General features: G+C 70.2%; 20 protein-coding genes. 8 read left to right on the top strand and 12 right to left on the bottom strand.

The features are described 5' to 3' along the window. Positions 1–26 precede the first annotated feature (26 nt). Positions 27–212, top strand: a complete 186-nt coding sequence (locus tag ACTWPP_RS16055; RefSeq protein ID WP_443105030.1) for a hypothetical protein — start codon at positions 27–29, stop codon at positions 210–212. Between the two features lie 70 nt (positions 213–282). Here ACTWPP_RS16055 and ACTWPP_RS16050 read toward each other — a convergent pair whose 3' ends face one another. The 9 genes from ACTWPP_RS16050 to ACTWPP_RS16010 form a co-directional block, all read right to left on the bottom strand. Next, a complete protein-coding gene (locus tag ACTWPP_RS16050; protein ID WP_443105029.1) occupies positions 283–1,830 on the bottom strand; it encodes a pectate lyase family protein in 1,548 nt (515 codons plus the stop codon). Between the two features lie 108 nt (positions 1,831–1,938). After that, positions 1,939–3,522 (bottom strand): carbohydrate-binding protein, encoded by a 1,584-nt coding sequence (locus tag ACTWPP_RS16045; RefSeq protein WP_443105028.1) that lies wholly within the window; start codon positions 3,520–3,522, stop codon positions 1,939–1,941. Between the two features lie 352 nt (positions 3,523–3,874). Then, the gene (locus ACTWPP_RS16040) at positions 3,875–4,954 is read right to left on the bottom strand and encodes a dienelactone hydrolase family protein (protein ID WP_443105027.1); all 1,080 of its coding nucleotides are present in this window, start codon (positions 4,952–4,954) and stop codon (positions 3,875–3,877) included. Continuing rightward, on the bottom strand, positions 4,954–6,237 hold the full coding sequence (locus ACTWPP_RS16035) for a Gfo/Idh/MocA family protein (RefSeq protein WP_443105026.1): 1,284 nt from the start codon (positions 6,235–6,237) through the stop codon (positions 4,954–4,956). Before ACTWPP_RS16035 ends, ACTWPP_RS16040 begins: the two co-directional genes overlap by 1 nt. Positions 6,238–6,333: 96 nt before the next feature. Beyond that, positions 6,334–7,593, bottom strand: coding sequence for an ABC transporter substrate-binding protein (locus ACTWPP_RS16030; protein ID WP_443105025.1), 1,260 nt, complete (start codon positions 7,591–7,593; stop codon positions 6,334–6,336). 56 nt (positions 7,594–7,649) lie between these two features. Then, positions 7,650–8,525 carry a carbohydrate ABC transporter permease gene (locus ACTWPP_RS16025; protein WP_443105024.1) on the bottom strand — a complete coding sequence of 292 codons (876 nt, stop codon included), beginning with the start codon at positions 8,523–8,525 and terminating at the stop codon, positions 7,650–7,652. After that, the gene (locus ACTWPP_RS16020; protein ID WP_443105023.1) at positions 8,509–9,501 is read right to left on the bottom strand and encodes a carbohydrate ABC transporter permease; all 993 of its coding nucleotides are present in this window, start codon (positions 9,499–9,501) and stop codon (positions 8,509–8,511) included. The genes ACTWPP_RS16025 and ACTWPP_RS16020 overlap by 17 nt, the downstream gene beginning before the upstream one ends. Positions 9,502–9,709: 208 nt before the next feature. Next, positions 9,710–10,684 (bottom strand): aldose epimerase family protein, encoded by a 975-nt coding sequence (locus ACTWPP_RS16015; RefSeq protein WP_443105022.1) that lies wholly within the window; start codon positions 10,682–10,684, stop codon positions 9,710–9,712. Continuing rightward, positions 10,681–11,643 carry a LacI family DNA-binding transcriptional regulator gene (locus ACTWPP_RS16010; RefSeq protein ID WP_443105021.1) on the bottom strand — a complete coding sequence of 321 codons (963 nt, stop codon included), beginning with the start codon at positions 11,641–11,643 and terminating at the stop codon, positions 10,681–10,683. Before ACTWPP_RS16010 ends, ACTWPP_RS16015 begins: the two co-directional genes overlap by 4 nt. Before the next feature lie 145 nt (positions 11,644–11,788). On the opposite strand from ACTWPP_RS16010, the gene ACTWPP_RS16005 reads away from it, so the two are divergent. Genes ACTWPP_RS16005 through ACTWPP_RS15995 form a run of 3 tightly spaced genes read left to right on the top strand, consistent with a single transcriptional unit; the run spans position 11,789 to position 15,659 of the window. After that, on the top strand, positions 11,789–12,676 hold the full coding sequence (locus ACTWPP_RS16005) for an NAD-dependent epimerase/dehydratase family protein (protein ID WP_443105020.1): 888 nt from the start codon (positions 11,789–11,791) through the stop codon (positions 12,674–12,676). Positions 12,677–12,687: 11 nt separating this feature from the next. Beyond that, entirely contained in the window at positions 12,688–13,731 is a 1,044-nt protein-coding gene (locus ACTWPP_RS16000) for a mandelate racemase/muconate lactonizing enzyme family protein (RefSeq protein ID WP_443105019.1), read from the top strand. Next, entirely contained in the window at positions 13,728–15,659 is a 1,932-nt protein-coding gene (locus ACTWPP_RS15995; protein ID WP_443105018.1) for a DUF6807 family protein, read from the top strand. The genes ACTWPP_RS16000 and ACTWPP_RS15995 overlap by 4 nt, the downstream gene beginning before the upstream one ends. Before the next feature lie 120 nt (positions 15,660–15,779). Here ACTWPP_RS15995 and ACTWPP_RS15990 read toward each other — a convergent pair whose 3' ends face one another. After that, a complete protein-coding gene (locus tag ACTWPP_RS15990) occupies positions 15,780–16,319 on the bottom strand; it encodes a hypothetical protein (RefSeq protein WP_443105017.1) in 540 nt (179 codons plus the stop codon). Between the two features lie 177 nt (positions 16,320–16,496). On the opposite strand from ACTWPP_RS15990, the gene ACTWPP_RS15985 reads away from it, so the two are divergent. Further along, positions 16,497–17,621, top strand: coding sequence for a sensor histidine kinase (locus tag ACTWPP_RS15985; protein ID WP_443105016.1), 1,125 nt, complete (start codon positions 16,497–16,499; stop codon positions 17,619–17,621). Beyond that, positions 17,618–18,298, top strand: coding sequence for a response regulator (locus ACTWPP_RS15980; RefSeq protein ID WP_443105015.1), 681 nt, complete (start codon positions 17,618–17,620; stop codon positions 18,296–18,298). The genes ACTWPP_RS15985 and ACTWPP_RS15980 overlap by 4 nt, the downstream gene beginning before the upstream one ends. Positions 18,299–18,417: 119 nt before the next feature. Here ACTWPP_RS15980 and ACTWPP_RS15975 read toward each other — a convergent pair whose 3' ends face one another. After that, a complete protein-coding gene (locus tag ACTWPP_RS15975; RefSeq protein WP_443105014.1) occupies positions 18,418–18,996 on the bottom strand; it encodes a TetR/AcrR family transcriptional regulator in 579 nt (192 codons plus the stop codon). Between the two features lie 94 nt (positions 18,997–19,090). On the opposite strand from ACTWPP_RS15975, the gene ACTWPP_RS15970 reads away from it, so the two are divergent. Together ACTWPP_RS15970 and ACTWPP_RS15965 are read left to right on the top strand one after the other, a co-directional pair. Beyond that, a complete protein-coding gene (locus tag ACTWPP_RS15970) occupies positions 19,091–19,495 on the top strand; it encodes a nuclear transport factor 2 family protein (RefSeq protein ID WP_443105013.1) in 405 nt (134 codons plus the stop codon). Next, complete coding sequence (locus tag ACTWPP_RS15965) at positions 19,492–19,992, top strand: DUF3237 domain-containing protein (protein ID WP_443105012.1); 501 nt, start codon at positions 19,492–19,494, stop codon at positions 19,990–19,992. The genes ACTWPP_RS15970 and ACTWPP_RS15965 overlap by 4 nt, the downstream gene beginning before the upstream one ends. A 172-nt stretch (positions 19,993–20,164) precedes the next feature. On the opposite strand, the gene ACTWPP_RS15960 is transcribed toward ACTWPP_RS15965, so the two are convergent. After that, positions 20,165–20,662 (bottom strand): MarR family winged helix-turn-helix transcriptional regulator, encoded by a 498-nt coding sequence (locus ACTWPP_RS15960; protein WP_443105011.1) that lies wholly within the window; start codon positions 20,660–20,662, stop codon positions 20,165–20,167. Positions 20,663–20,688: the final 26 nt, after the last annotated feature.

Below are 20,688 nucleotides of genomic sequence, written 5' to 3'. Positions count from 1 at the left end.
CACGGGGCCAGGGCGACCCGGCCCTCGTGAGCGAGGACGGACACGATCTCCTCGGCCTCCGCGATGGTGACGTGCCGGCTGCTGCTCTCGTCGCCGGGAAGCCGGAGATGGAGAGGGGCTCGGCCGAGAAGGCGACCGGGTGGTGGGCGGTGGTCGTAATGACGGCCCGCACCGTCCCCCGGCGACTGAGCGACCGCGTCCCCGGCTGGTAATGCGCACTTTCAAGCGGCCGCCCGGCGGGCCCGGGGCGCGCCGGACCCGCCGGACGGTGGGAGCGCCGGGCTATCCGGCGTAGGTCTCGAACTCGGCGACCCGCGGAGTGCCGGTCGAGCTGGTGATCCTGAACGTGAGCTTGCGCAGCGAGGTCCGGGCGAAGTCGATGACGCCCGCCCCGCTACCGGAGGCCAGGACGGTCCCGGCGTCGTGGTCGAGGACCTGCCAGGACCCGATGTCGCCTTCGGAACCCGCGGCCTCCCGGATGTTGATCATGGAGACCGTGGGGTTGGAGTCCCACTTGATCGAGATCGAGCCGGTCGAGCCGGTCGGCGACCAGTAGGTGCTCATGTCACCGTCGCGCACGTTGCCGTAGCTGGTCCCGTCGGCCTTGCTCGAGCCGTCGGAGCCCGCCCCGATGCTGAGGTTGGTCCCGCCGGGCTGGGTCGGTCCCGGCGTGGGGGTGGTGGGGCCCGGCGTGGGGGTCGTGGGCCCCGGGGTCGGCGTCTGCGGCGAGCAGTTGCCGTCCGATTCCCGCAGCCCCTTGTCGGCGCCTGCCGTCTGGCTCACGACGTCCGGCACGCAACCGGCGTCGTCGAGGCTGTAGGAGTAGGGGATGCTGACAGTGGTGTTGGACTGCGGGTCGGGGCCGGCCGGGTGGTTCTCGCTCCCGGGGCCGGACCAGGTCACGTTGTCGAAGATATTGCCGCCGACCTGCCAGTAACCGGCCTCGTCGGTGTAGAAGGTGCCCAGGACGTCCTTGGAGTCCCTGAAGTAGTTGCTGTCGACCTTGGCGTGGGCCCCGGCTCGGGAGTTGATGCCGGACTTGCTGATGCCCACGAAGTGGCTGTTGTAGATGTGGGCTGTGCCGCCGCGCAGCAGGGGCGTGCGGGAGTCGATGTTCTCGTACAGGTTGTGGTGGTAGGTGATGAAGCCGTTCGAGCGGTCGCTCTCACTGCTCCCGACGAGGCCGCCGCGGCCGGAGTTGCGCAGGATGCTGTAGGACAGGGTCACGTACCGGGTGTTGTTCTTCATGTCGAAGAGGCCGTCGAACCCCTCCGACTCCCCGCCGGACGCCTCCAGGGTGGTGTGATCGACCCAGACGTTGCGGACGTTGCTCTCCATGCCGATGGCGTCACCACCGTTGGACGTGGGCGAGCCCGACTTCTTGACGTTCCGGACCGTCACGTTCTGGATGATGATGTTGCTGGAGTCGCGGACGTGGATGCCGATCTGATCGAAGACGGCTCCGCCGCCGACCCCGACGATCGTGACGTTGCCGATCTGCTTGAGCTCGATCTTGTCGTCGGCGGTGTCGCAGCTGTCGCCCGACACCTTGCTGGTGTTGCCGTGGTGGATGGTGCCCTCGACCTCGATGGTGATGGGGGTGTCGCTACTGGCCCGGTCGCACAGGGCCGCATGGATCCCGGTCCCCGTGGTGGCCCGCACCGTCCGCCCGCCGGAACCGCCGGTGGTCCCGCCGTTCTGTGTCGCGTAGCCGGTGGCGCCGCCGGCCGCCGCCGACACCTCGGGCGTTGACAGGACCACACCGGCCGCGGCCGCGAGGGCCATCGTCGCCAGCGCCCCGGAAAGTCGCAGTACGACTGGTCGTCTCATGCTCATCCCTTCCTTCGTGTTCGTGTGTCGGTGTTGCTGCTCTGCGGCCCCGGCCGGTCCGTCCGGGCGAACCGGATCAACCGGCCAGGGCACGACGCGGTCGGAGGGTCAGGGCGTCGCCGTCCTGCCGCCGAAGGTCACGACGAGGCGGCCGTCCGAGGCGAAGTACCAGCCGAGGGCGCCGGCGTAGGAGGAGCAGCGGGAGCCGTTCGAGCCGGACCAGAACTGGTTGGAGCCATCGGCGTCACCGACGGTCCTGTCGTTCGATCCGTCGCCGTTGAAGCGGCACGAGGTGTTGCCGCGGAAGACCGAGTCGCCTCCGTCGAAGGAGAAGTTGCGCTCGGCACTGTCGATGCTGACGTTCTGCGTGATCGTCATCGAGCCGGGGTTGCGGTTGTAGGTGAACCCGTGCTTGCCGTTGTCGTAGGCGATGGAGCGCCGGACGACGTGGTCGACCGGGATGTCCTCACCGCCGAGCTTGTAGCCGTTGCGGTCACCGTTTCCGCTCTGGCCGCCGCCGCTGAGCGTGCCGTTCTCGTAGGCGAGGGAGTCCTCGATGGTCACCGGGCCGATGGGGCCGGTCTCGTCCTTGGTGTACAGGTCCCAGCCGTCGTCGATGTTGTTGTGGGCCACGGTGTGGCGGAAGACGTTCCCGGGGCCGGAGGTGAGCTTGGCGGCGAAGCCGTCGGCGTCCTCGCCGTCGGAGTCGGCGTTGTCGTGCGACTCCGAGCTCAGGACGAGGTTGTCGGACGGCCACCGGTCCTCGGGGGTGTCCGAGGTCATGCGCGAGATCTGCAGTCCCGTGTCGCGGTTGAAGCGCGTCACCGTGCGTTCGATGACGTTGCCGCTGCCGCCGACGAAGATCCCGTTGTCGCCGGCGTGCTCGACGATGATGCCGTGGACGTGCCAGTACGACCCGTTCACCGCGAGCCCGCGGTTCGCCGAGTTCTCGCTCATGGCCGAGAAGTTCAGCACCGGGGTTTCGCCCGGGTAGGCGGACAGTCGCGTGCGGTCGCCGGGGGCGCCGTCGTTGCCGGGCGGGATGGTGACCGTCTGCGAGTGGCGATACGTCCCGCCGCGCATGTGGATCGTCCCGCCAGGGGCGATGCGGTCGATCGCCGAGGTGAGCGTCGTCGGGTCCGACTCGGTTCCGGCCGCGCCGTCGCTGCCGCCCGGCGCGACGTACAGCGCGTCCTCGTCTGACGGCGGCGGGGTGTCGTCGTCACCCGTCTCGGCGTCGATGTAGTCGATGTTGGGCAGGCCGTTGGCCGTGGTGGGGGTGAACCGGATGGTGTTGCCGCCCGAGTTCACCGGAACCGTGATCGTCTTCGTCGCCCACGTGTCCCACGTGCCGGTGCTCTCGAACGACGCCGGCGTGATCGCCGCGCCGTTCACGGTGACGTCCGCGGGCCGTGCGGTGGTGGTTCCGTTGGCGAAGCGGACGTGCAGTGTCGCCGTGCCCGAGGCCGGGGCGTTCACGGTGAACTGCGCGTAGGCGCCGATCTCGTTGTCGCCGTTGCAGAATCCGCGGCCGGAGTGGCCGCCGTGGTCGGAGTCGATGGTTCCGCTGCACACCGCTGGGGAGACCCCGGCCTCGTACCGGACGGTGGCGGCCTGCGCCGCGTTGCCGGACAGTGCGACGAGCGCACCGGCCAGCACCGTGCCGCAGGCGATGACGGGTTTCACTTGCATTTTCAGCTCCAGCTCGGTCGGCTTGGCCGACCTGACTTCAAGGCATCGGCCGGCTTGGCCGGCCGGACTTCAGGGAAAGGTGCGGCCGAGAAATACGCGCTGTGGTGATGGTCGGTTCACCGGCGCATGTCCGCCACACTCGGATCGCTGTTCCCGAGCTTTTTCAGTGAAGGGAGACACGGGGGGTGAACGGGCTCGGTGAAGAGAGAGCGGGCGCATGGCGCTAGCCCTTCTGTGGCGATTACGGCTGCGGCGATGCGGCCGTCTCGATGGCGGGGAGCGAGCCGGACGCTCAGTTGTCCGGCGCTACAGAAAGCGCTTTCTCACAAGGTATGCGTTCACCGTGAACACGTCAATGGACTTGCGATTCTTTCATCAGCCTCAACATGGGATAATTGTCCGCGACCGCGTCGGCGAGCCAGGCGAAGGCCGCGTTCTGCATGGAACGGTCGAATTGGTGGGAGGCATCGAAGAAAGCGCCGGTGTAACGGCCGGGAGCTCCCCGGTAGGCCTCGGTGATCTGGTGATGGGCCCGGTGCATGCCCTGGACGGGGAAGAGCGGATCCGCGGTCGCGTACAGGACCATCAGCGGCGCCGGGGCGCGGGCGGCGACCACGCCGGGCCAGTCGGCCAGGCGGGTCAGGCCCGGCGGGAACAGCATCCAGGAGTGGGCGGCCACGTGCTCGTCGCGCAGGTCCCGGAAGGACGAGACCATCGCGGCCACGACGACCGCGCTGATCCCGGGGTCGAGCGCGCCGAGGAAGGCCGCACGCGCCCCGCCGCCCGACAGGCCGACCGTGCTGACGGAGGTGATGTCGGCGCGGGACCGCAGATACGCCGCGGCGGCGAGGTCCTCGGAGGCGAGGACGCCGGCGAACGAGGTGCCGAGGACCGTGCACGCCTTCGCCAGGACGTGCTCGTGGTCGCGGGCGGCGCGGTCGTAGCGGTCGGGTTCGCTCCGGTCCCCGGTCAACGGGAAGCGGCGGCTGCCCCAGGCGAACACGTCGTGCGCGAGCACCGCGAAGCCCCGGCGGGCCAGCTCGCCCGCGTAGGCGCGGCGGCCGTAGAGCCGGGTGCGCAGGCGGACGATCTCGGCGAGGGGCGGCTCAGGCCCGTCGGCGATCTTGTCCTTGCCCGCCCACTTCACGCCCCCGTGGCAGTGCATCGCGACGACGCCCGGCAGCGGGCCCGAGGCGTCGCGCGGGCGGAGCAGGAAGGCGCGGGTGCGGGGGCCGAACCCGACCGTCCAGGACAGTTCCTCTCCCACCAGGCCGGCGTCGCTCCAGCGGCGCTCGACCCGGACGTCGCCGGCGCTGAGCTCCAGCACGCCCAGCACGTCGCGGAGACGTTCGGGCAGGTCCGGACCCGGTGGAGGGAACAGGTCGCGGCCGTGCGCGGCGATGTCCGCCAGGCCCGGGAATGCGCCGAGCATCAGCCGGCCATCCGGGTGCCGCCGGCCGTGAGGGCGACGGGAGCGCCGGTGGCCGCGGAGAGATTCGCGGACACGCCGATCATCACGCCGGCGACGCCCGCGCGGTACCCCGCCTGGCGGGCGAGCGGGTCCTCCGACGGGCCCCGGAACACGTCGTCGAGCAGCAGGGCGTCGCCGCCGCCGTGCGCGCCCGCGCCGCTCTCGATCATGATCTCTTCCGGCTTGCGCCAGTGGCGGTGCAGGACGAGCCGCTCGGACGCGCCCTCGGCGTGCTCCTTCCCGGACGCGGTCGGGTCGATCGCCGCGTGCGGCGGCGTCCACGCCCGCTCGACGACGTCCAGCTCCAGCCGTCCGGCGGTGCCGTTGAAGACGACCCGGTACCCCTCCGCGGGCGCGTGGGCGTTGAGGGAGTAGGTGAGCAGCACGCCGCCCTCATACCGGACGAGGACCGACATGTTGTCGTCTATCGTCACGCCCTCGCCGAACACGTCCTGGTCGCGGATGTAGCCGTCCTCGTGCTCGGCGTCCAGGTAGAGGCGCTTCAGCCGGGGATCGGCGGACAGGTCCAGCAGGAACGGGTCCGTGCCGAGTCCCGGGGCGTGCAGTGCCCGCGCGGGGCGGTCGGGGAGCCCGCGTGCGCGGGCGTTTCCGGCGCCGTAGAAGCGCAGGGAGGTCTGGGCGTAGACGGACGCGGCGGCGTCGGCGATCCACCAGTTGACCAGGTCGAAGTGGTGGGTGGCCTTGTGCACCAGCAGGCCGCCCGAGTTCGCCTTGTCCCGGTGCCAGCGGCGGAAGTAGTCGGCGCCGTGGATGGTGTCGAGCGCCCACGCGAAGTGCACCGAGGCGACCTCGCCGATCGCGCCGTCCGCGATCACCCGGCGAACGGCGCTGTTGCGCGGCGAGTAGCGGTAGTTGAAGGTGACGATGAGCCTGCCGGTGCCACGCTCGGCCGCCTCGGCGATCGCCGCGCAGTCCTCGGCGGTGGTGCACAGCGGCTTCTCCACGACGACGTCCTTGCCCGCGTCGAGGGCCGCGACCGCGTACCGGGCATGGGCGGCGTCGACGGTGGCGACCACGACGGCGTCGGCGAGTTCGAGCATCTTCCCGAACCCCTCGGGCGCGAAGCACGGCACGTCGCGGCCGATCCGGTCGAGGTAGTAGCGCAGGCGCGTCCGGTTGGGGTCGCAGAGCGCGACGATCTCGCCGGTGTCGCTCCACTCGCCGAGCAGCGCGTCGACGTACATCTGCGCCCGGTGGCCGAGCCCGACGAAGGCGTATCGCATGGTGCGGGAGCTCCAGGATTGGGGGCGGCGCCGGATGGGGTGGCGCCGTGCGGCCCGGCCGTTTCACGGGCCGCACGGCTCGTCATGGTTCGCTTGTCACTGGGACAGGGCGTTGTTGGCCTCGGACAGGAAGGTCTTGGCCGCGTCGTCCGGCGTCGCCTTGCCGAACAGCACCGATTCGGTGGCGCGCTTGAGGATGTCCTCCATCGCCATCGCGCCCTTCGGCGGGACGGAGATCGGGCTGAGATCGTCCTTGATCGAGCCCATGAAGGCCAGTACGTTCTGGTCGGCCGGGGACAGCTTGCCCTTGATCGCGGCGACGACCTTGGCATTGGTGGGCAGGCCCCGGTCGCTGAGCAGGATCGCGCCGGCGTCCGGGTCGTTGACCAGGAACTCGACGAACTTCTGGGCGGCGGCGGCCTGCTCGGTCTTGGCCGAGACCGTGTAGTACATCGCCGGCTGCAGGAACATGCCGGAGGTGGCGGCGCCCGGCGTCCTGGGCATGCGCAGCAGGTCCAGTTCCTGGCCGGAGCCCTTGGTCAGCGCGTCGAGCTGGTTGCTCCACCAGCTCCCGAACGCGCTCTTGTTGGTGGCGAGCAGCGCCTGGTCGACCTTGGTGCCGGTTTCCAGCATCTCGGCGGCGCCGGGCCCGGCCTTGCTGTCGATGATCTTCCGCAGCAGGGCCCACCAGTCCTTGATGGTCTGCTCGGACAGGGTGACCTTGCCGCCCCCGTAGAACTGCTCACCGCGCTGCGCGGCGAAGATCTGCAGGAACGCGGGGTTCTCGTTCCACTCGGTGCCCCAGACCTCGCCGCCGCTCTCCTCGGTCACCTTCTGGGACATGGTGATGTAGTCGTCCCAGGTCCACGTCTCGTCGTCCGGGACCTTCCCGCCGTGCTCCTTCAGGGTCGCCTCGTTGACGATCATCGGGAACGCGTTGACGCCGGTGGGTATCGCGTACTGCTTGCCGTCGACCTGACCGGCCTTGAGGACGCCCTGGTCGAGATCGGCGGTGTCGATCTTCCCGGCCACATCGGCGAGGACGCCGCGGCCCGCGTACTCCGCGAGGCCGCGGATCTCGATCGACATGACGTCCGGGGCGTCCCCGGCCGCGGTCTTGGTGGCCAGCTTCTCGTAGTAGCTGTCCCAGTCGGAGAAGTCGCCCTCGACGTCGATCGCGGGGTTCTTCTTCTCGAACTCGGCGATGGCCGCCTCGGTCAGCTTCTGCCGGGAGTCGCTGCCCCAGTAGGAGAACACGACCTTCGTATTGCCGCCGGACCCGTCATCGCCGCCTCCGCAGGCGGTGGCCGACACCGCGAGCAAGGTGACGGCCGTGGCCGCCAGGATGCGCTTCATCTGTTGTACCTCCGGGGGGAGAGGAATGGAGAGGAGGGCTGTTTTGAGGGTGGTCGCTATTTCAGGCCGGTGGTCGCCACACCTCGGACGAGGTATTTCTGGCCGGCCAGGAAGAACCCGAAGATCGGGCCGAGCGAGATGATCGACATCGCGAACAGCGGCCCCCAGGAGGAGTCGCCGCTCGAATCCATGAAGTGGCGCAGCGCGACCGGAGCCGTGAGGTTGTCGGAGTTGGTCAGATAGAGGTTCTGGGTGAAGAAGTCGTTCCACGTCCAGATGAACGTGAAGATCGCGGTGGTGGCCAGCGCGGGGACGCACAACGGCATCACCACTTGAAGGAAGGTGCGGAAGTGTCCCGCGCCGTCGATCGCGGCCGCCTCGTCCAGTTCCCGGGGGAGGGTGCGGATGAACTGCACCATCAGGAAGATGAAGAACGCGTCGGTGGCCAGGAACTTGGGCACGATGATCGGCCAGATCGTGTTGATCCAGTCGATCTTGCTGAAGGCGATGTACTGCGGCACGACCGTCACATGGTGCGGCAGCATGATCGAGATCAGCATGATCGCGAACCAGAGCTTCTTGAGCGGGAAATCCAGCCGCGCGAACGCGTAGGCCGCCAGCGAGCAGGCGATCAGGTTGCCGACGACCGCCAGGCCGGTGATGACCGCGGAGTTCCACAGGTAGTAGCCGAAGGAGTGCTTGAGCGCGCCCCAGCCGCCGGTGTAGTTCTCGCCGGTCACCTCGGTGGGGACCAGGCCGGGCTCCCGGAAGATCAGTTCCTCGGGCTTGACCGAGCTGGAGATCATCCAGAGCAGCGGATAGAGCATGAACAGCCCGAACCCGATCAGCAGGACGTGCTTGGTCAGCCGCGAGGCGGGCCGGAACAGGACCGGCACGCGCGTGCCCGCCGTGCGCTTACTTGTCGTCGCCATAGAAGACCCAGAATCGAGACATCAGGAAGTTGACGGCGGTCAGAGCCCCGATGATGAGCAGGAGCACCCACGCCATGGCGGCCGCGTATCCCATCTCGTAGTTCTTGAAGCCCTTGAGGTAGAGGTAGAGCGTGTAGAAGAGGGTCGAGTCGACCGGTCCGCCGGTGCCGCCGCTGACGATGAACGACTGCGTGAACGACTGGAACGACTTGATGACCTCCAGCACGGCGTTGAAGAAGATGATCGGCGTGAGCAGCGGCAGCGTGATCGAGCGGAACTGCCGGATCCTGCCGGCGCCGTCGACCCGCGCCGCCTCGTAGAGGTTCTGCGGGATCTGGCGGAGCCCGGCCAGGAAGATGACCATCGGGGCGCCGAACGTCCAGACGTGCAGGATGATCAACGTCCACAGCGCGGTGTCGGGGCTGGTGACCCAGCCCTGGCCCTGGTAGCCGAACCAGCCCAGGAACGTGTTGACGATCCCGTCCGTCCCGAAGATCTTCCGCCACAGGATCGAGATCGCCACGCTGCCCCCGAGCAGCGAGGGCAGGTAGAAGATCGACCGGTAGAACGGCAGCCCGCGCAGCCCCTTGTCCAGCGCCAGCGCCAGGCCGAGGGCGAATGCGAGCTGCAGCGGCACCGAGACGACGACGTAGGTGGTCGTGACCTTGAGGGAGTTGAGGTAGCGGTCGTCGGCCGTGAACATCTTGTCGTAGTTGTCCAGGCCGACCCAGTGGGCCTCGCTCAGCAGGCTGTAGTCGGTGAACGACAGGTACAGCGAAGCGATCATCGGGCCGAGCGTGATGGCGAACAGGCCGATGAACCAGGGGGCCAGGAACAGATAGGCGGTCCATGCCTGTGAGCGGGCGCGGGAGCTCTTGCGGCGCCCGGGGCGGCGTGCGCCCGTCTTCACGGAGGACGTGACCACGGGCTCGGCCGTCCCCGTCACCGTGTCGGCGGCAGCGGGCCTCAGCGTCATCACCGGCCCTTCGATGAGTCGGATGGTGGTTGAGATAGCGCTTTCTTAGCGCGAAGCCGGAGATGACGTCAACCCTTTGCAGTGAGATTCCTCACTGTGACTGCCGCGCTGTTTTCGCATATTCCGAGGTCAGAGCATTTATTTAGGGACGGAGCATCGTGAGATGGCTTCAGGCGCTGCTGCTTGTTACTACAACCGTTTGCAGTACTCAGGAAACGCTGAAGCGGTAGCCGGTGACCGAGACGTGCGCCTCTCCGGGCCGCAGGACCGCGGACGGGAACGCCGGCCGGTTCGGCGCGTCGGGGAAGCGCTGGGTCTCCAGGCACAGACCGGCGAACGGGCCGTACGGGGTGGCGACGCCGTCAAGCATGTGACCGGTGTAGAACTGGACGCCCGGTTCGGTGGTGGTGACCTCCATCGAACGGCCGCTGCCCGGATCGGTGACCGTCGCCCGCCCCCGGCCGGGGACGGCGAAGGCGTAGCAATGGTCGTAGCGGCCGCCGAGCCGCGCGTCCACCCGGGCGGGGACGGTGAAGTCGAAGGGCGTCCCCGCCACCGGGGCGAGCTCGCCCGTGGGGATCTTCCCCTCGTCCACCGGCAGGTAGCGGTCCGCCTCCATCATCACCACGTGACCGCGTACGTCACCGGTGCCCGCCAGGTTGAAGTAGGAGTGGTTGGTCAGGTTCACCACGGTCGGGGCGTCGGTCGTGGCCCGGTACTCCAGCCGCAGCGCGTCGCCGTCGAGCACGTACCGGACCTGGACCGTCAGTTCCCCCGGATAGCCTTCCTCGCCATCGCGGCTCACCAGGCTCAGCAGCAGGTCCGCCGGGCCCGCCGACTCGACCCGCCACACCCGCTTGTCGAAGCCGCGGACGCCGCCGTGCAGGCTGTGCGCGCCGTCGTTGACCGGGAGCCGGTGCTCCGTGCCGTCGAGGGTGAACCTGCCGCGGGCGATGCGGTTGCCGTACCGGCCGACGACCGCGCCGAAGTACCGGCTGCGGTGCAGGTACTCCTCCAGCGTGTCGAGGCCGAGCACCACGTTGGCGCCGTCGGCCAGCTCCAGCCGCTGGACGGTCGCGCCGTAGGTGAGGACCGCGACGCGCAGGCGCCCGTTGTCCAGCATGTGCCGTTCGACCTGTTCGCCTTCCGGGGTGACACCGAAGGCGAGGTCGTGACTTCTCATGGGAGTCCTTTCAGGGGAGCGGTGGACTCGCGGACCACCAGATGGGTCTCCAGGACGGTGGCCGCGCTCATCGACGTGATGAGCAGGTCGACGGCCATGCGCCCGGCGTCGGCCGTGGGCATGGCGACCGTGGTGAGCTTGGGCCGGTACAGGCGCCCGGTGATGCTGCCGTCTATGCCGATCACGCTGATGTCGCCGGGCACGCTGACGCCCAGCTCGTCCAGGCCCTCGATGAGGCCGATGGCGACGAGGTCGTTGTAGGCGAGCACACCGGTCACCCCCGCCGCCGCCACCTGGCCGGCGACGGTGACGCCGCCCTCCTCGGTGGGCGCGTTGGGGCCGATGACGACCGTTTCGAGGCCGGGCATGTCCGTGACGGCCTTGCGGATCTCGCCGCTGGTCCAGGAGCCGGACGGCCCCGACACGAGGGCGACGCGGCGGTGGCCGAGCCCGGCGAGGTGCTCCATCGCGGTGCGGGCGCCCCGCGCGACGTCCATGACGACGGTCGTCACCCCGCGCAGCCGCCGGTTGACCAGGACGAACGGCAACGTCTTGACCAGCTTCTCCAGCGCTTTGTTCGATGACCGGGGGCTGCACAGCACGATGCCGTCGACCTGCTTGGAGAAGGCCAGGACGAGCTCCTGCTCCTTCGCGGGGTCCTCGTCGGTGTCGGCGACGAACAGGTGGTAGTCCCGGGCGCGGGCGGCGGCCTGCGCGGCCTTGATCAGCGGGGGGAAGAACGGGTTCGCGAGATCGGCCACGATCAGCCCGAGGTTGTGGGTCCGGCCCGTGGTGAGCGACCGGGCCGCCCGATTGGGCCGGTAGCCGAGCTGCTCGGCCACCGTCAGCACCCGGGTCCGCGTTTCGGCGTTCACCATGTGCGGCGCGGAGAAGGTCCGCGACACCGTCGACACATGGACGCCGCACGCGTGGGCGACGTCCCGGATAGTCACTGCCATGGCGCCTACCCTAGCGCAACCGTTTGCAAGTCCGGGATGATCGATGCGAACGTTTGTGCTGGTCGAGCGCTGCTCACTTGACGGCCTGGGCATGCTGGCGCGATTGTTACTGCAACTGGTTGCAGCACGATAAGGAGTCCATGCGGTGAGCAGAGTGCTCGTCACCGGAAGCGCGGGCCGATTGGGCCGGAGCGTCGTCACCACGCTGGCGGCGGCCGGACACGAGGTGATCGGCGTCGACAGCGCCCCGGGCACCCCGCGGGAGGCCGCCGACACCCTGCCGGCCGACCTCACCGATCTCGGCGAGGCCCACTCGGTGATCGCCCGGTTCCGGCCGGACGCGGTCGTCCATCTCGCCGCCATCGCGGTGCCCTTCGGCCGGACGGACGCGACGACGTTCCGGGTCAACACCCAGCTGGCCTTCAACGTCTGCGCGGCCTCGGTGGCGCTGGGCGTGCCGAGGCTGGTCGTCGCGAGCAGCCCGACGGTGCTGGGCTACGGCGCGCCCGGCGGCTGGACGCCCGCGTACCTGCCGCTGGACGAGGAGCACCCGCCGCGGCCCTGGAACGTCTACAGCCTGTCGAAACTCGTCGCCGAGCAGACCATGCAGACGTTCGCCCGCTCCGCCGCCGGCACGAGGATGGCCGCGTTCCGCCCCTGCTTCGTCATCGCGCCGGAGGAGTGGGAGGGCGCGCCGACCCAGTCGGGGCACACCCTCCGCGAACGTCTGGACCGGCCCGAGATCGGCAGCGTCTCGCTGTTCAACTACCTCGACGCCCGGGACGCCGGCGCGTTCATCGGCGCCCTCCTCGCCCAGTTGCCCGGCCTGGAACGCAACGGCGAGGTGTTCTTCGCCGGCGCCGGGGACGCGCTGGCCCGCGAACCGCTGGCCGAACTGCTGCCCCGTTTCTTCCCCGCGACCAAGGAGGCCGCCGGTGCGCTCACCGGCACGTCCCCGGCGTTCTCCTCCGCCAAGGCCGAGCGGCTGCTCGGCTGGACCGCGAAGCACAGCTGGCGCACCGAACTCACCTGAAGGGCCCCGTCGTGATCAAGGACTTGTCGGTCGTACCGCGGTCGGTGCCTCTGGCCCGGCCGTGGGGCGCGGACGTGCCGTGCAACCACGTCCTGCTCGTCACGCTCACGCTGGACGACGGACGATCGGGGACCGGGATCTCCTGGACTCCGCGGATCGGGGCGCACGCGGTCAAAGCGCTCCTGGAGCACGACATCCGGGACGCGGTGATCGGGCTTCCGGCGCACCCCGGCGTCGTGTGGGACAGGCTGTCGGCCCATCTCGGCGAGGCGGGACGGTCCGGAATCGTCCCGATCGCGATGGCCGGGGTCGATCTCGCATTGTGGGACCTGGAGTGCGATGACCGGTCCCTGGTGGACGTCCTCGGGGCGCGGCGCGACAGCGTCCCGGTCTACGGCAGCGGAATCAACCGGCACTACTCGCTGGACGAGCTGACCGCCCAGGCCGCGCGGTGGGCCGCCGCCGGGCACCCGGCCGTCAAGATCAAGGTGGGGCGGCCCTCGCTCGCCGAGGACGTCGAGCGGGTCGCGGCCGTCCGCGAGATCATCGGCCCCGGCACCGCGCTGATGATCGACGCCAACCAGCGATGGGACCTGCACCGGGCCAGGACCGCGCTACGGGCACTGGAGCGGTTCGACCTGTTCTGGATCGAGGAGCCGCTGCCCGCCGACGACCTCGCCGCCCACGCGGAGCTGCGCCGGAGCATCGGCACGCCGATCGCCGTCGGCGAGAACGTCGCCACCGCGCACGGCTTCCGCGACCTGCTGACCACCGGCGCCTGCGACGTCGTCCAGCCGAACGTGGTGCGGGTCGGCGGGATCACCCCGTTCCTCCGCATCGCCGACCTCGCCCGCGTCTTCGACGTGCCGGTCCACCCGCACCTGCTGACCGAGCTTTCGGGCCAGCTCGCCCTCGCCCTGCACCATCCCGCGATGGTGGAGCAGGCGGAGGACGCCACGCTCACCGACCTCGGGCTGCTCGCCGATCCGCCCCCGGTGGAGATCACCGGCGCGGAGCTGCGGGCGACGGGCGCGCCCACCAGGTGGTCGCGGTGAGGCCGGTCAGGGTCGTCGTCGCCGGAGTCAACGGCTACGGGCGCAACCATCTGGAGAACGTCCGGCGGCTGGCGGCGGCGGGCCGCGCCGAGCTGGCCGGGGTGTGCGATATCGCGCCGCCGTCCGGGCTTGGCGTGCCCACATCGGCCGACCTCGCCTCCCTGATCCGGGAGACCGGGGCGGAGGCGGCGGTCATCGCCACCCCCATCCACACCCATGCGCCGCTGGCGGTGGCCGCGCTCCGGGCCGGAGCGCACGTGCTGCTGGAGAAGCCGCCCGCGCCGTCGGTCGAGGAGTTCCGGGCGATCTCCGCCGCGGTGGCCGAGACCGGGCTCGCCTGCCAGGTCGGCTTCCAGTCCCTCGGCTCGGACGCCGTCCCGGCCGCGCGGGACGTCCTCGGCGAGCCGGTCCGCGCCATCGGGGTGGCGGGAGCGTGGACCCGCCCCTTCGGCTACTACACCCGTTCGGCCTGGGCGGGCCGCCGCCGGCTGGACGGCGTCGACGTCATGGACGGGGCCCTCACCAACCCCTTCGCCCACGCCGTGGCCTCCGCCCTGGCCGTGGCCGGAGCGGACACGGTCGATTCGATCGCCGAGATCGAACTGGAGCTGTACCGCGCCAACGCGATCGAGAGCGACGACACCTCCAGCGCCCGGCTCCGGCTCACCGACGGGACCGTCATCGCGATCACCGTCTCGCTCTGCTCCGGCCGGCGCACCGAGCCCTACCTCCACCTCCACGGCGAGACCCGGTCGGCCCGGCTCTTCTACACCCTCGACGAGATCGAGGTCGGCGGGGTCCGGACCGGTTTCGGCCGGACGGATCTGCTCGGCGACCTCCTCGCCCACATACGGGACGGCTCGCCCCTCCTGGTGCCGCTCGCGCGCACCGGCGGCTTCACCCGGCTGCTCGACGCGATCCGGCTCGCCCCCGAACCACGTCCCATCGAGGCTCGGTTCGTCCGGACGGAACCGTCCCGGCTGGTCCTGCCCGGCATCGAGGGTCTGGCCGTCCGCGCCGCGCACGACCTCAAAACCCTCTCCGAACTGGGCTTCCCCCACTCACCACCAACCAAAGGACGAGCTCCGCTCGGCCAACCCTGGCCGGAGACAGTGCTGCGCGCGGGCGCGCAGAAGGTGGCCGACTACATCCAGCGCGGGGACCTGCAAGCCACCGACGCCCCGCGACCGCACCTGCACCCCGTCCGGACCCTCGGCGGAACGGTCGTCACCGAGACCCAGCCGGACGACCACGTCCATCATTTCGGTGCGAGCGTCGCGATCTCCGACGTCGACGGGGTCAACTTCTGGGGCGGCTCCACCTACGTCCCCGGCGAGGGCCCGAAGGTGCTCCCCAACCACGGACGGCAGCGCCGGCGCACGCTCCGCCCCATTGACGGCGGCTACGCCGACACCCTCGAATGGGTCGGCCCGGACGGCACCGTCCTGGCCGGCGAGGAGCGGAGCCTGACCGCGCGTGCCGTCGCCGGCGCGTGGGCACTGGACTTCGCGTTCACGCTGACCGGCCGGACCGGGAAGCCGCTCGTCCTGCAGAGTTCGGCGTGCAAGGGCCGGACCGGCGCGGGCTACGGCGGGTTCTTCTGGCGTGCGCCCAAGGACTCCACCGGCCTCGCCGTCTTCACCGGCGAGGCGTCCGGAGAAGAGGCCGTGCACGGCAGCGTCACACCCTGGCTGGCACTGACCTCGGACGCATGGAGCCTGGTGTTCGTCCAGACCACCGGGCTCGACCCGTGGTTCGTGCGGGTCGCCCAATACCCCGGCGTCGGCCCCGCACTCGCCTGGGACAAGCCGCTGACCGTCCCGCACCACCTGACCCGGGCGATCACCGTCATCGTCGCCGACGGCCCCCTCACCCCCGACCAGACCGCCGACACGATCAGCTCCCTCACCGCAGACGGACCGCGATGATCCCGGGCAATACGACGCCGTGATCAAGTATGCGACTCTCCGTCAACGCCCTCATGCTCCAAGACGTCCTCACCGACGCCGAGTGGGCCGACCGCCTCACCCCGGCCGACCGCCGGCGGTTCACCGTCGGCGACGGTGGTAGGCGAGGGTGGTCAGGCCGAGGAGGGGGCCCCAGGCCAGCATCGGCAGGTATGTGGCGCTCATGACCCAGGCCGCCGCACCTTCGGGAAAGGTGGGATCGGACTCGACTCCGCCGAGGACTCGAACGATCTTGATGCCGAAGGCGACCGCGGACGCCGTCAGCACCACGGTGGCGATCCAGGCCGGGACGAGGGCCGTGTACGGGGGGACCCTCCGTCCGCCGGCGAGCGGGACCCAGCCGGGCACCCGTTCACCCCACGGCCGGACGAGCCCCAGCGCGAGGAGCGCGCAGCCTTCCGACAGCAGGCTCAGCGTGATCGGCCATACCGAACCCCGGCCGGGGATCTGGGCCTGGTGAAGCCAGGCGTTCTCAAAGCCCACTGGGACACCGATCGCCATGGCGATCCGCCACAGGCCGGAAGGCAGTGGCGCCAGTGCCGAGGCGTGCGCCGTCCACCGGGCCCACCGGGGGACGCGTGATGCGAATGACGGGGGCGAGTGCCCCAATGTGATCGACATGGGTCAAGCGTCGGGAAGCGAGGAGGACCCGCACCAGATGCCGTTCAGCCTGACAAAGGCGGCGCCAAGGGGTGCCTTTCGGCACCGGCACCCGCCCGCAGGGAGCCATAGGCTCGGATCATGCGAGCAGAGCACGGACGGTGGTGGTGGCCGGTCGCCCCTGCGGCAGGAGCGGTTATGGCCGGGCTCACCGCCGCTCCCGTGTACGGCGGGATCGCGACCGTACCGGCCGCGGTGGCGGTCGCCGCGGCCGTCCTGAACGCGGGACCCGCCTCACGGCCGTGGTGGGTGTGGAGCGCGGGCGCGGCCGCGGCCGTCTCGATCGCCGCCGGTGCCGTCTACCCACGTTCGGGCTCCGGCGATGTCCCGGCGGCCGGGAACGTGCTCGGATATGTGGAGATGGCGGCGCTGATGGCGATGGTCGGCGGCCTGGCCTGGCGGGCACCGGCCCGGCAGGCGGTCGGACTCGCGGCGGCGGGCGGCGCCGCCGTCGTCGCCGTCGTGCTGAGACTGATCATGGCGAGCACGGACGTCTCCGCGGTGACGGCGGCGATCGCCTGCGCGTTCTTCTCCGTGGGGACGGTCACGGCGGCCGCTCTCGGGACGTACCTGCGGCTGCTGGAGGCCCGGCGGCTGCGCGCGGTGGACGGTGCGCGGCGCGCCCAGCGCCTGGCGCTGGCCCAGGACCTGCATGACTTCGTCGCCCACGACGTGAGCGCGATCGTCGCCCAAGCCCAAGCGGGTCAGCTGCTCGCCGCACAAGACCCCGAACGCGCCGCCGACCTTTTCACCCGGATCGAGCAGGCCGGCCAGCGCGCGTTGGCCTCGATGGACCAGTCCGTGAACGCCCTGCATCCCGACCCCGACCGGGGCGCCGCACGGTCCCCACTGCCTGGATTGGACGAACTGCCGGAACTGGCCGAACGCTACTCCGACGCGGGACCGGCCAAGGTGCGGCTCGCCCTCGCCCCCGGCCTGAGGACCTCGCGAGAAGAGGCCGCCACCGCCTACCGCGTCGTCGTCGAGGCGCTGACCAACGTGCGCCGCCACGCGCCCGGCGCCACCGCGGTCGACGTCGACGTCCGCCGGACCTCCGACACCGCACTAAGAGTCGTCGTCACCAACGACTCCGGTGGCGGGACGGCCCCTCCGCCCCGCGCCCGCCGGACCGGCGGCCTCGGCCTACCCGGACTCACCGAACGCGTCCACGCCCTCGGCGGCGCATTCACCGCGGGCCCGCACGACGACGGCTGGCAGGTGGTGGCCGTCCTCCCCGCGAGGCCCGGAGGGACCCAACGATGATCGACATCGTGATCGCCGACGACCAGGACGACATCCGCGGCGCATTCCGCCTGATCCTGGAATCCCAACCCGACCTGCGGGTCGTCGCCGAGGCAGGCGACGGGGCCGCCGCCGTCGAACTGGCCCGCCGGCACCGCCCCGACGTCGTGCTCGCCGACATCCGGATGCCCGTCCTGGACGGCCTGGAGGTGACCCGCGCGCTGGCCGGGCCAGGCGTCGCCGAACCGACCCGCGTGGTGGTCGTGACGACCTTCGATCTGGACGAGTACGTCGACACCGCGCTCCGCAACGGTGCCTGCGGCTTCCTGCTCAAGCGCTCCACCCCGGCCCTGCTGGTCGAGGCGGTGCGCGCCGCGGTCGCCGGGGACGCGCTGATCAGTCCCCAGATCACCGTGCGGCTGCTGAGGCACCTGGCGCGCCCCGCGCCTTCCGGACCCGCCGCCGGGCCGCTCCCGCCGTCGACACCGCGAACGCCGCTGACCGGCCGCGAAACCGACATCGTACGACTGGTCGCCGCAGGCAGGACCAACGCCGAAATCGCCATCGCACTCCACCTCTCCCACGGCACCGTCAAGAACTACATCGCCGCGATCCAGGCCAAGCTCGCCACCCGTAACCGCGTAGGCATCGCCGCCTGGGCCTGGGACAACGGCCACGCCACCCGCCAAGACACCTGATTCCCGCCACGGATCGCCCGTAGCACGCGCCTCCCCACCGACGGGGCTTTCGGAGACACGGGCCGAGACGTCGCTGATGCCGAGGATGGAAGAACCGCATGCCGCCTGGAAGGCGTCGGTTACGTGGCCAGCAGGCGATCGATGGCCGTTCGCGCACGGGTGAGGGAGTCGGCGTGCCCGAACAGTTGCAGGTCGTGGTTCGCCTTGAGCAGCAACGCGTGCAGTTCGTAAGCCAGCTGGTCGACGTCCGTGTGCGCCGGGAGTTCTCCGAGTCGGGTCGCGAGGGCGATCTGACGACGCACGACCTCCTGGCCCTGCTCGACGGCGTGGGCGACCGCGTCGCGCACCGGTCCGGAGCGGCTGTCGAGCTCACTGGCGGCCGCAATGAACGGGCACCCACCCTTGAAAGTCGGCAGGTATTCGACCCAGGCGTCCATAAGCGCTCGCAGCTGCGCGAGACCTTCGGGGCGCCGCTCTGCGGAGCGATGCACCTGCTCCCGCCATACCCGGAGCGTGCCATCGAGCGTCGCCAGCTGCAGTGCTTCCTTGGTGCCGAACAAGACCTGTAGCGCGCTCTTCTTGACCCCGGAGGTCTCGGCGACCCCTCCGAAGGTCAGGCCCTCGAAGCCGTCCGTTGACGCGACGTCCATCGCACGCGCGACCACGGCTGCGCGGCGGGCATCTCCAGCCTTCGTCATACGCGCGATCGTAACTCTCCATACGGGCGACCCTTGCATTACATACGACCGTATGTTTACCTTGGATCGTCCGAACTTCTGAAGGAGACACTCCATGGCCGATCCCTCTAGCCGCCCGGACCTACCCGCACTCGCGGAGCGATACAGCGGAGCATGGATCGCACACGACGTGGACGCGATCGTCGCTCTCCACACTGCTGACTCGCGCTTCCATTCGCATGGACGTGACCACGCCGTCCAGGGCCGCGAGGCGCTGCGCACGGAGTTCGCCGGGGTCTTCAGCCACTTCCCGAACTTCGGGGTAGATGTGCATCGCCTGCTCTTCGGGGACCGTCACTGGGTGCTCGACTGGACCCTCACGTTCCAGTCCATCGGCGGAGAGCGTCGCGGGTTTCAGTGCCTCGACCTCGTCGAGGTCACCGACGACGGACTGATCTCAAGCAAGGAGACCTACTTCGACTTCGCCGAATACACCGCCGCGATGAGCGCCGCATCATGACCACTACGAGTCCGCCCACTCCACTGCTCGACCACGACCACGCGACCGAGCTCCCCGTTGAGCACCTCTGCGACCTCAGGATCGACCTCGAGGACCCCTACGTTTTCCAGACCCCTGTGGGCACCCGCCTGACCTACGTCACCAAGCACGGCGTCCTCACCGGGCCCCGGATCCGCGGCGAGCTCCTCGGCGGAGGAGGCGACTGGGTCGTCCTCGGCACCGACGGCATCAGCCGCCTCGACGTCCGCGGAACGGTACGTACGGACGACGGCGTCCTGATTCACTACGAAACCCGCGGTGTCGCCAAGCTCCCGCCCAATGGCCGCGACACCATCGCTGCGGGTGGACGGATCCCCTTCGAGACGAGTTACATCCGCACTACCCCAAGGTTCGAGACCTCCGACGAGCGCTACGCCTGGCTCACCGAACACGTGCTCATCGGCGTCAACGAATTCTCCGCCGGGCACATCGACCACCGCATCTACCGGGTCCTTTAGAGAACAGGTGTCACTTTGATCGCCACAGGGCGAGTGGCCGGGCGCGCGGATCGTGCAATCCGATGAGCGACCGGTGGTCTCCCGGCGTTCTTCGCCGCTCACCCTGGGGCGGCACGCATCACCGCTGACACCCCAGGCCCGACGCCCCTCGACCGCCGGATCGGCCGGGTGGTCATCGCGGTCGAGGGGCGTCGGGCTGGGGCGGGGCGGTGGGCTCGGCCAGGCGGCGTAGCAGACCGACGAGGTGCCGGCGTTCGGCCTCGGTGAGACGGCCGAAGATGTGCCCGCCCACCTGTTCGGCGGCCCGGCGCGCCTTCGTCAGGGTCTGCTCGCCGCGGCTCGTCAGGACGATCGAGTACGCGCGCCGGTCCTGCGGTACCCGCTCGCGGGACACCAGCTCCCCGCCCTCCAGCTCGTCGATGAGCCGGACCATGGTGGACTTGTCGATGCCGATGCGGCCGATCAGTTCCCGCTGGGTGACCGGGCCGTACAGCGGCAACGCGAGCAGCACGGCGAATCCGCGGACGTCGATGCCCAGCGGGTGCAGCACCCGGTTCAGCCGCTCCCGGCTCTGGTTGTGGGCCGCGGCCAGCAGCATGCCGAGCCCCACCTGGTCGGCGGCCGGGCCACCGTCCCCGGACAGGAGGCGTTCGAGCAGGTCGTCGAGCATGCGTCCATTCTAGTAGCACCTGATAT

This window comes from Actinomadura sp. 3N407, from assembly GCF_052245875.1.
Lineage (GTDB): Bacteria > Actinomycetota > Actinomycetes > Streptosporangiales > Streptosporangiaceae > Spirillospora.
The sequence above is the reverse complement of the archived record's forward strand: the minus strand, read 5'-3'. Positions and strand labels throughout refer to the sequence as shown.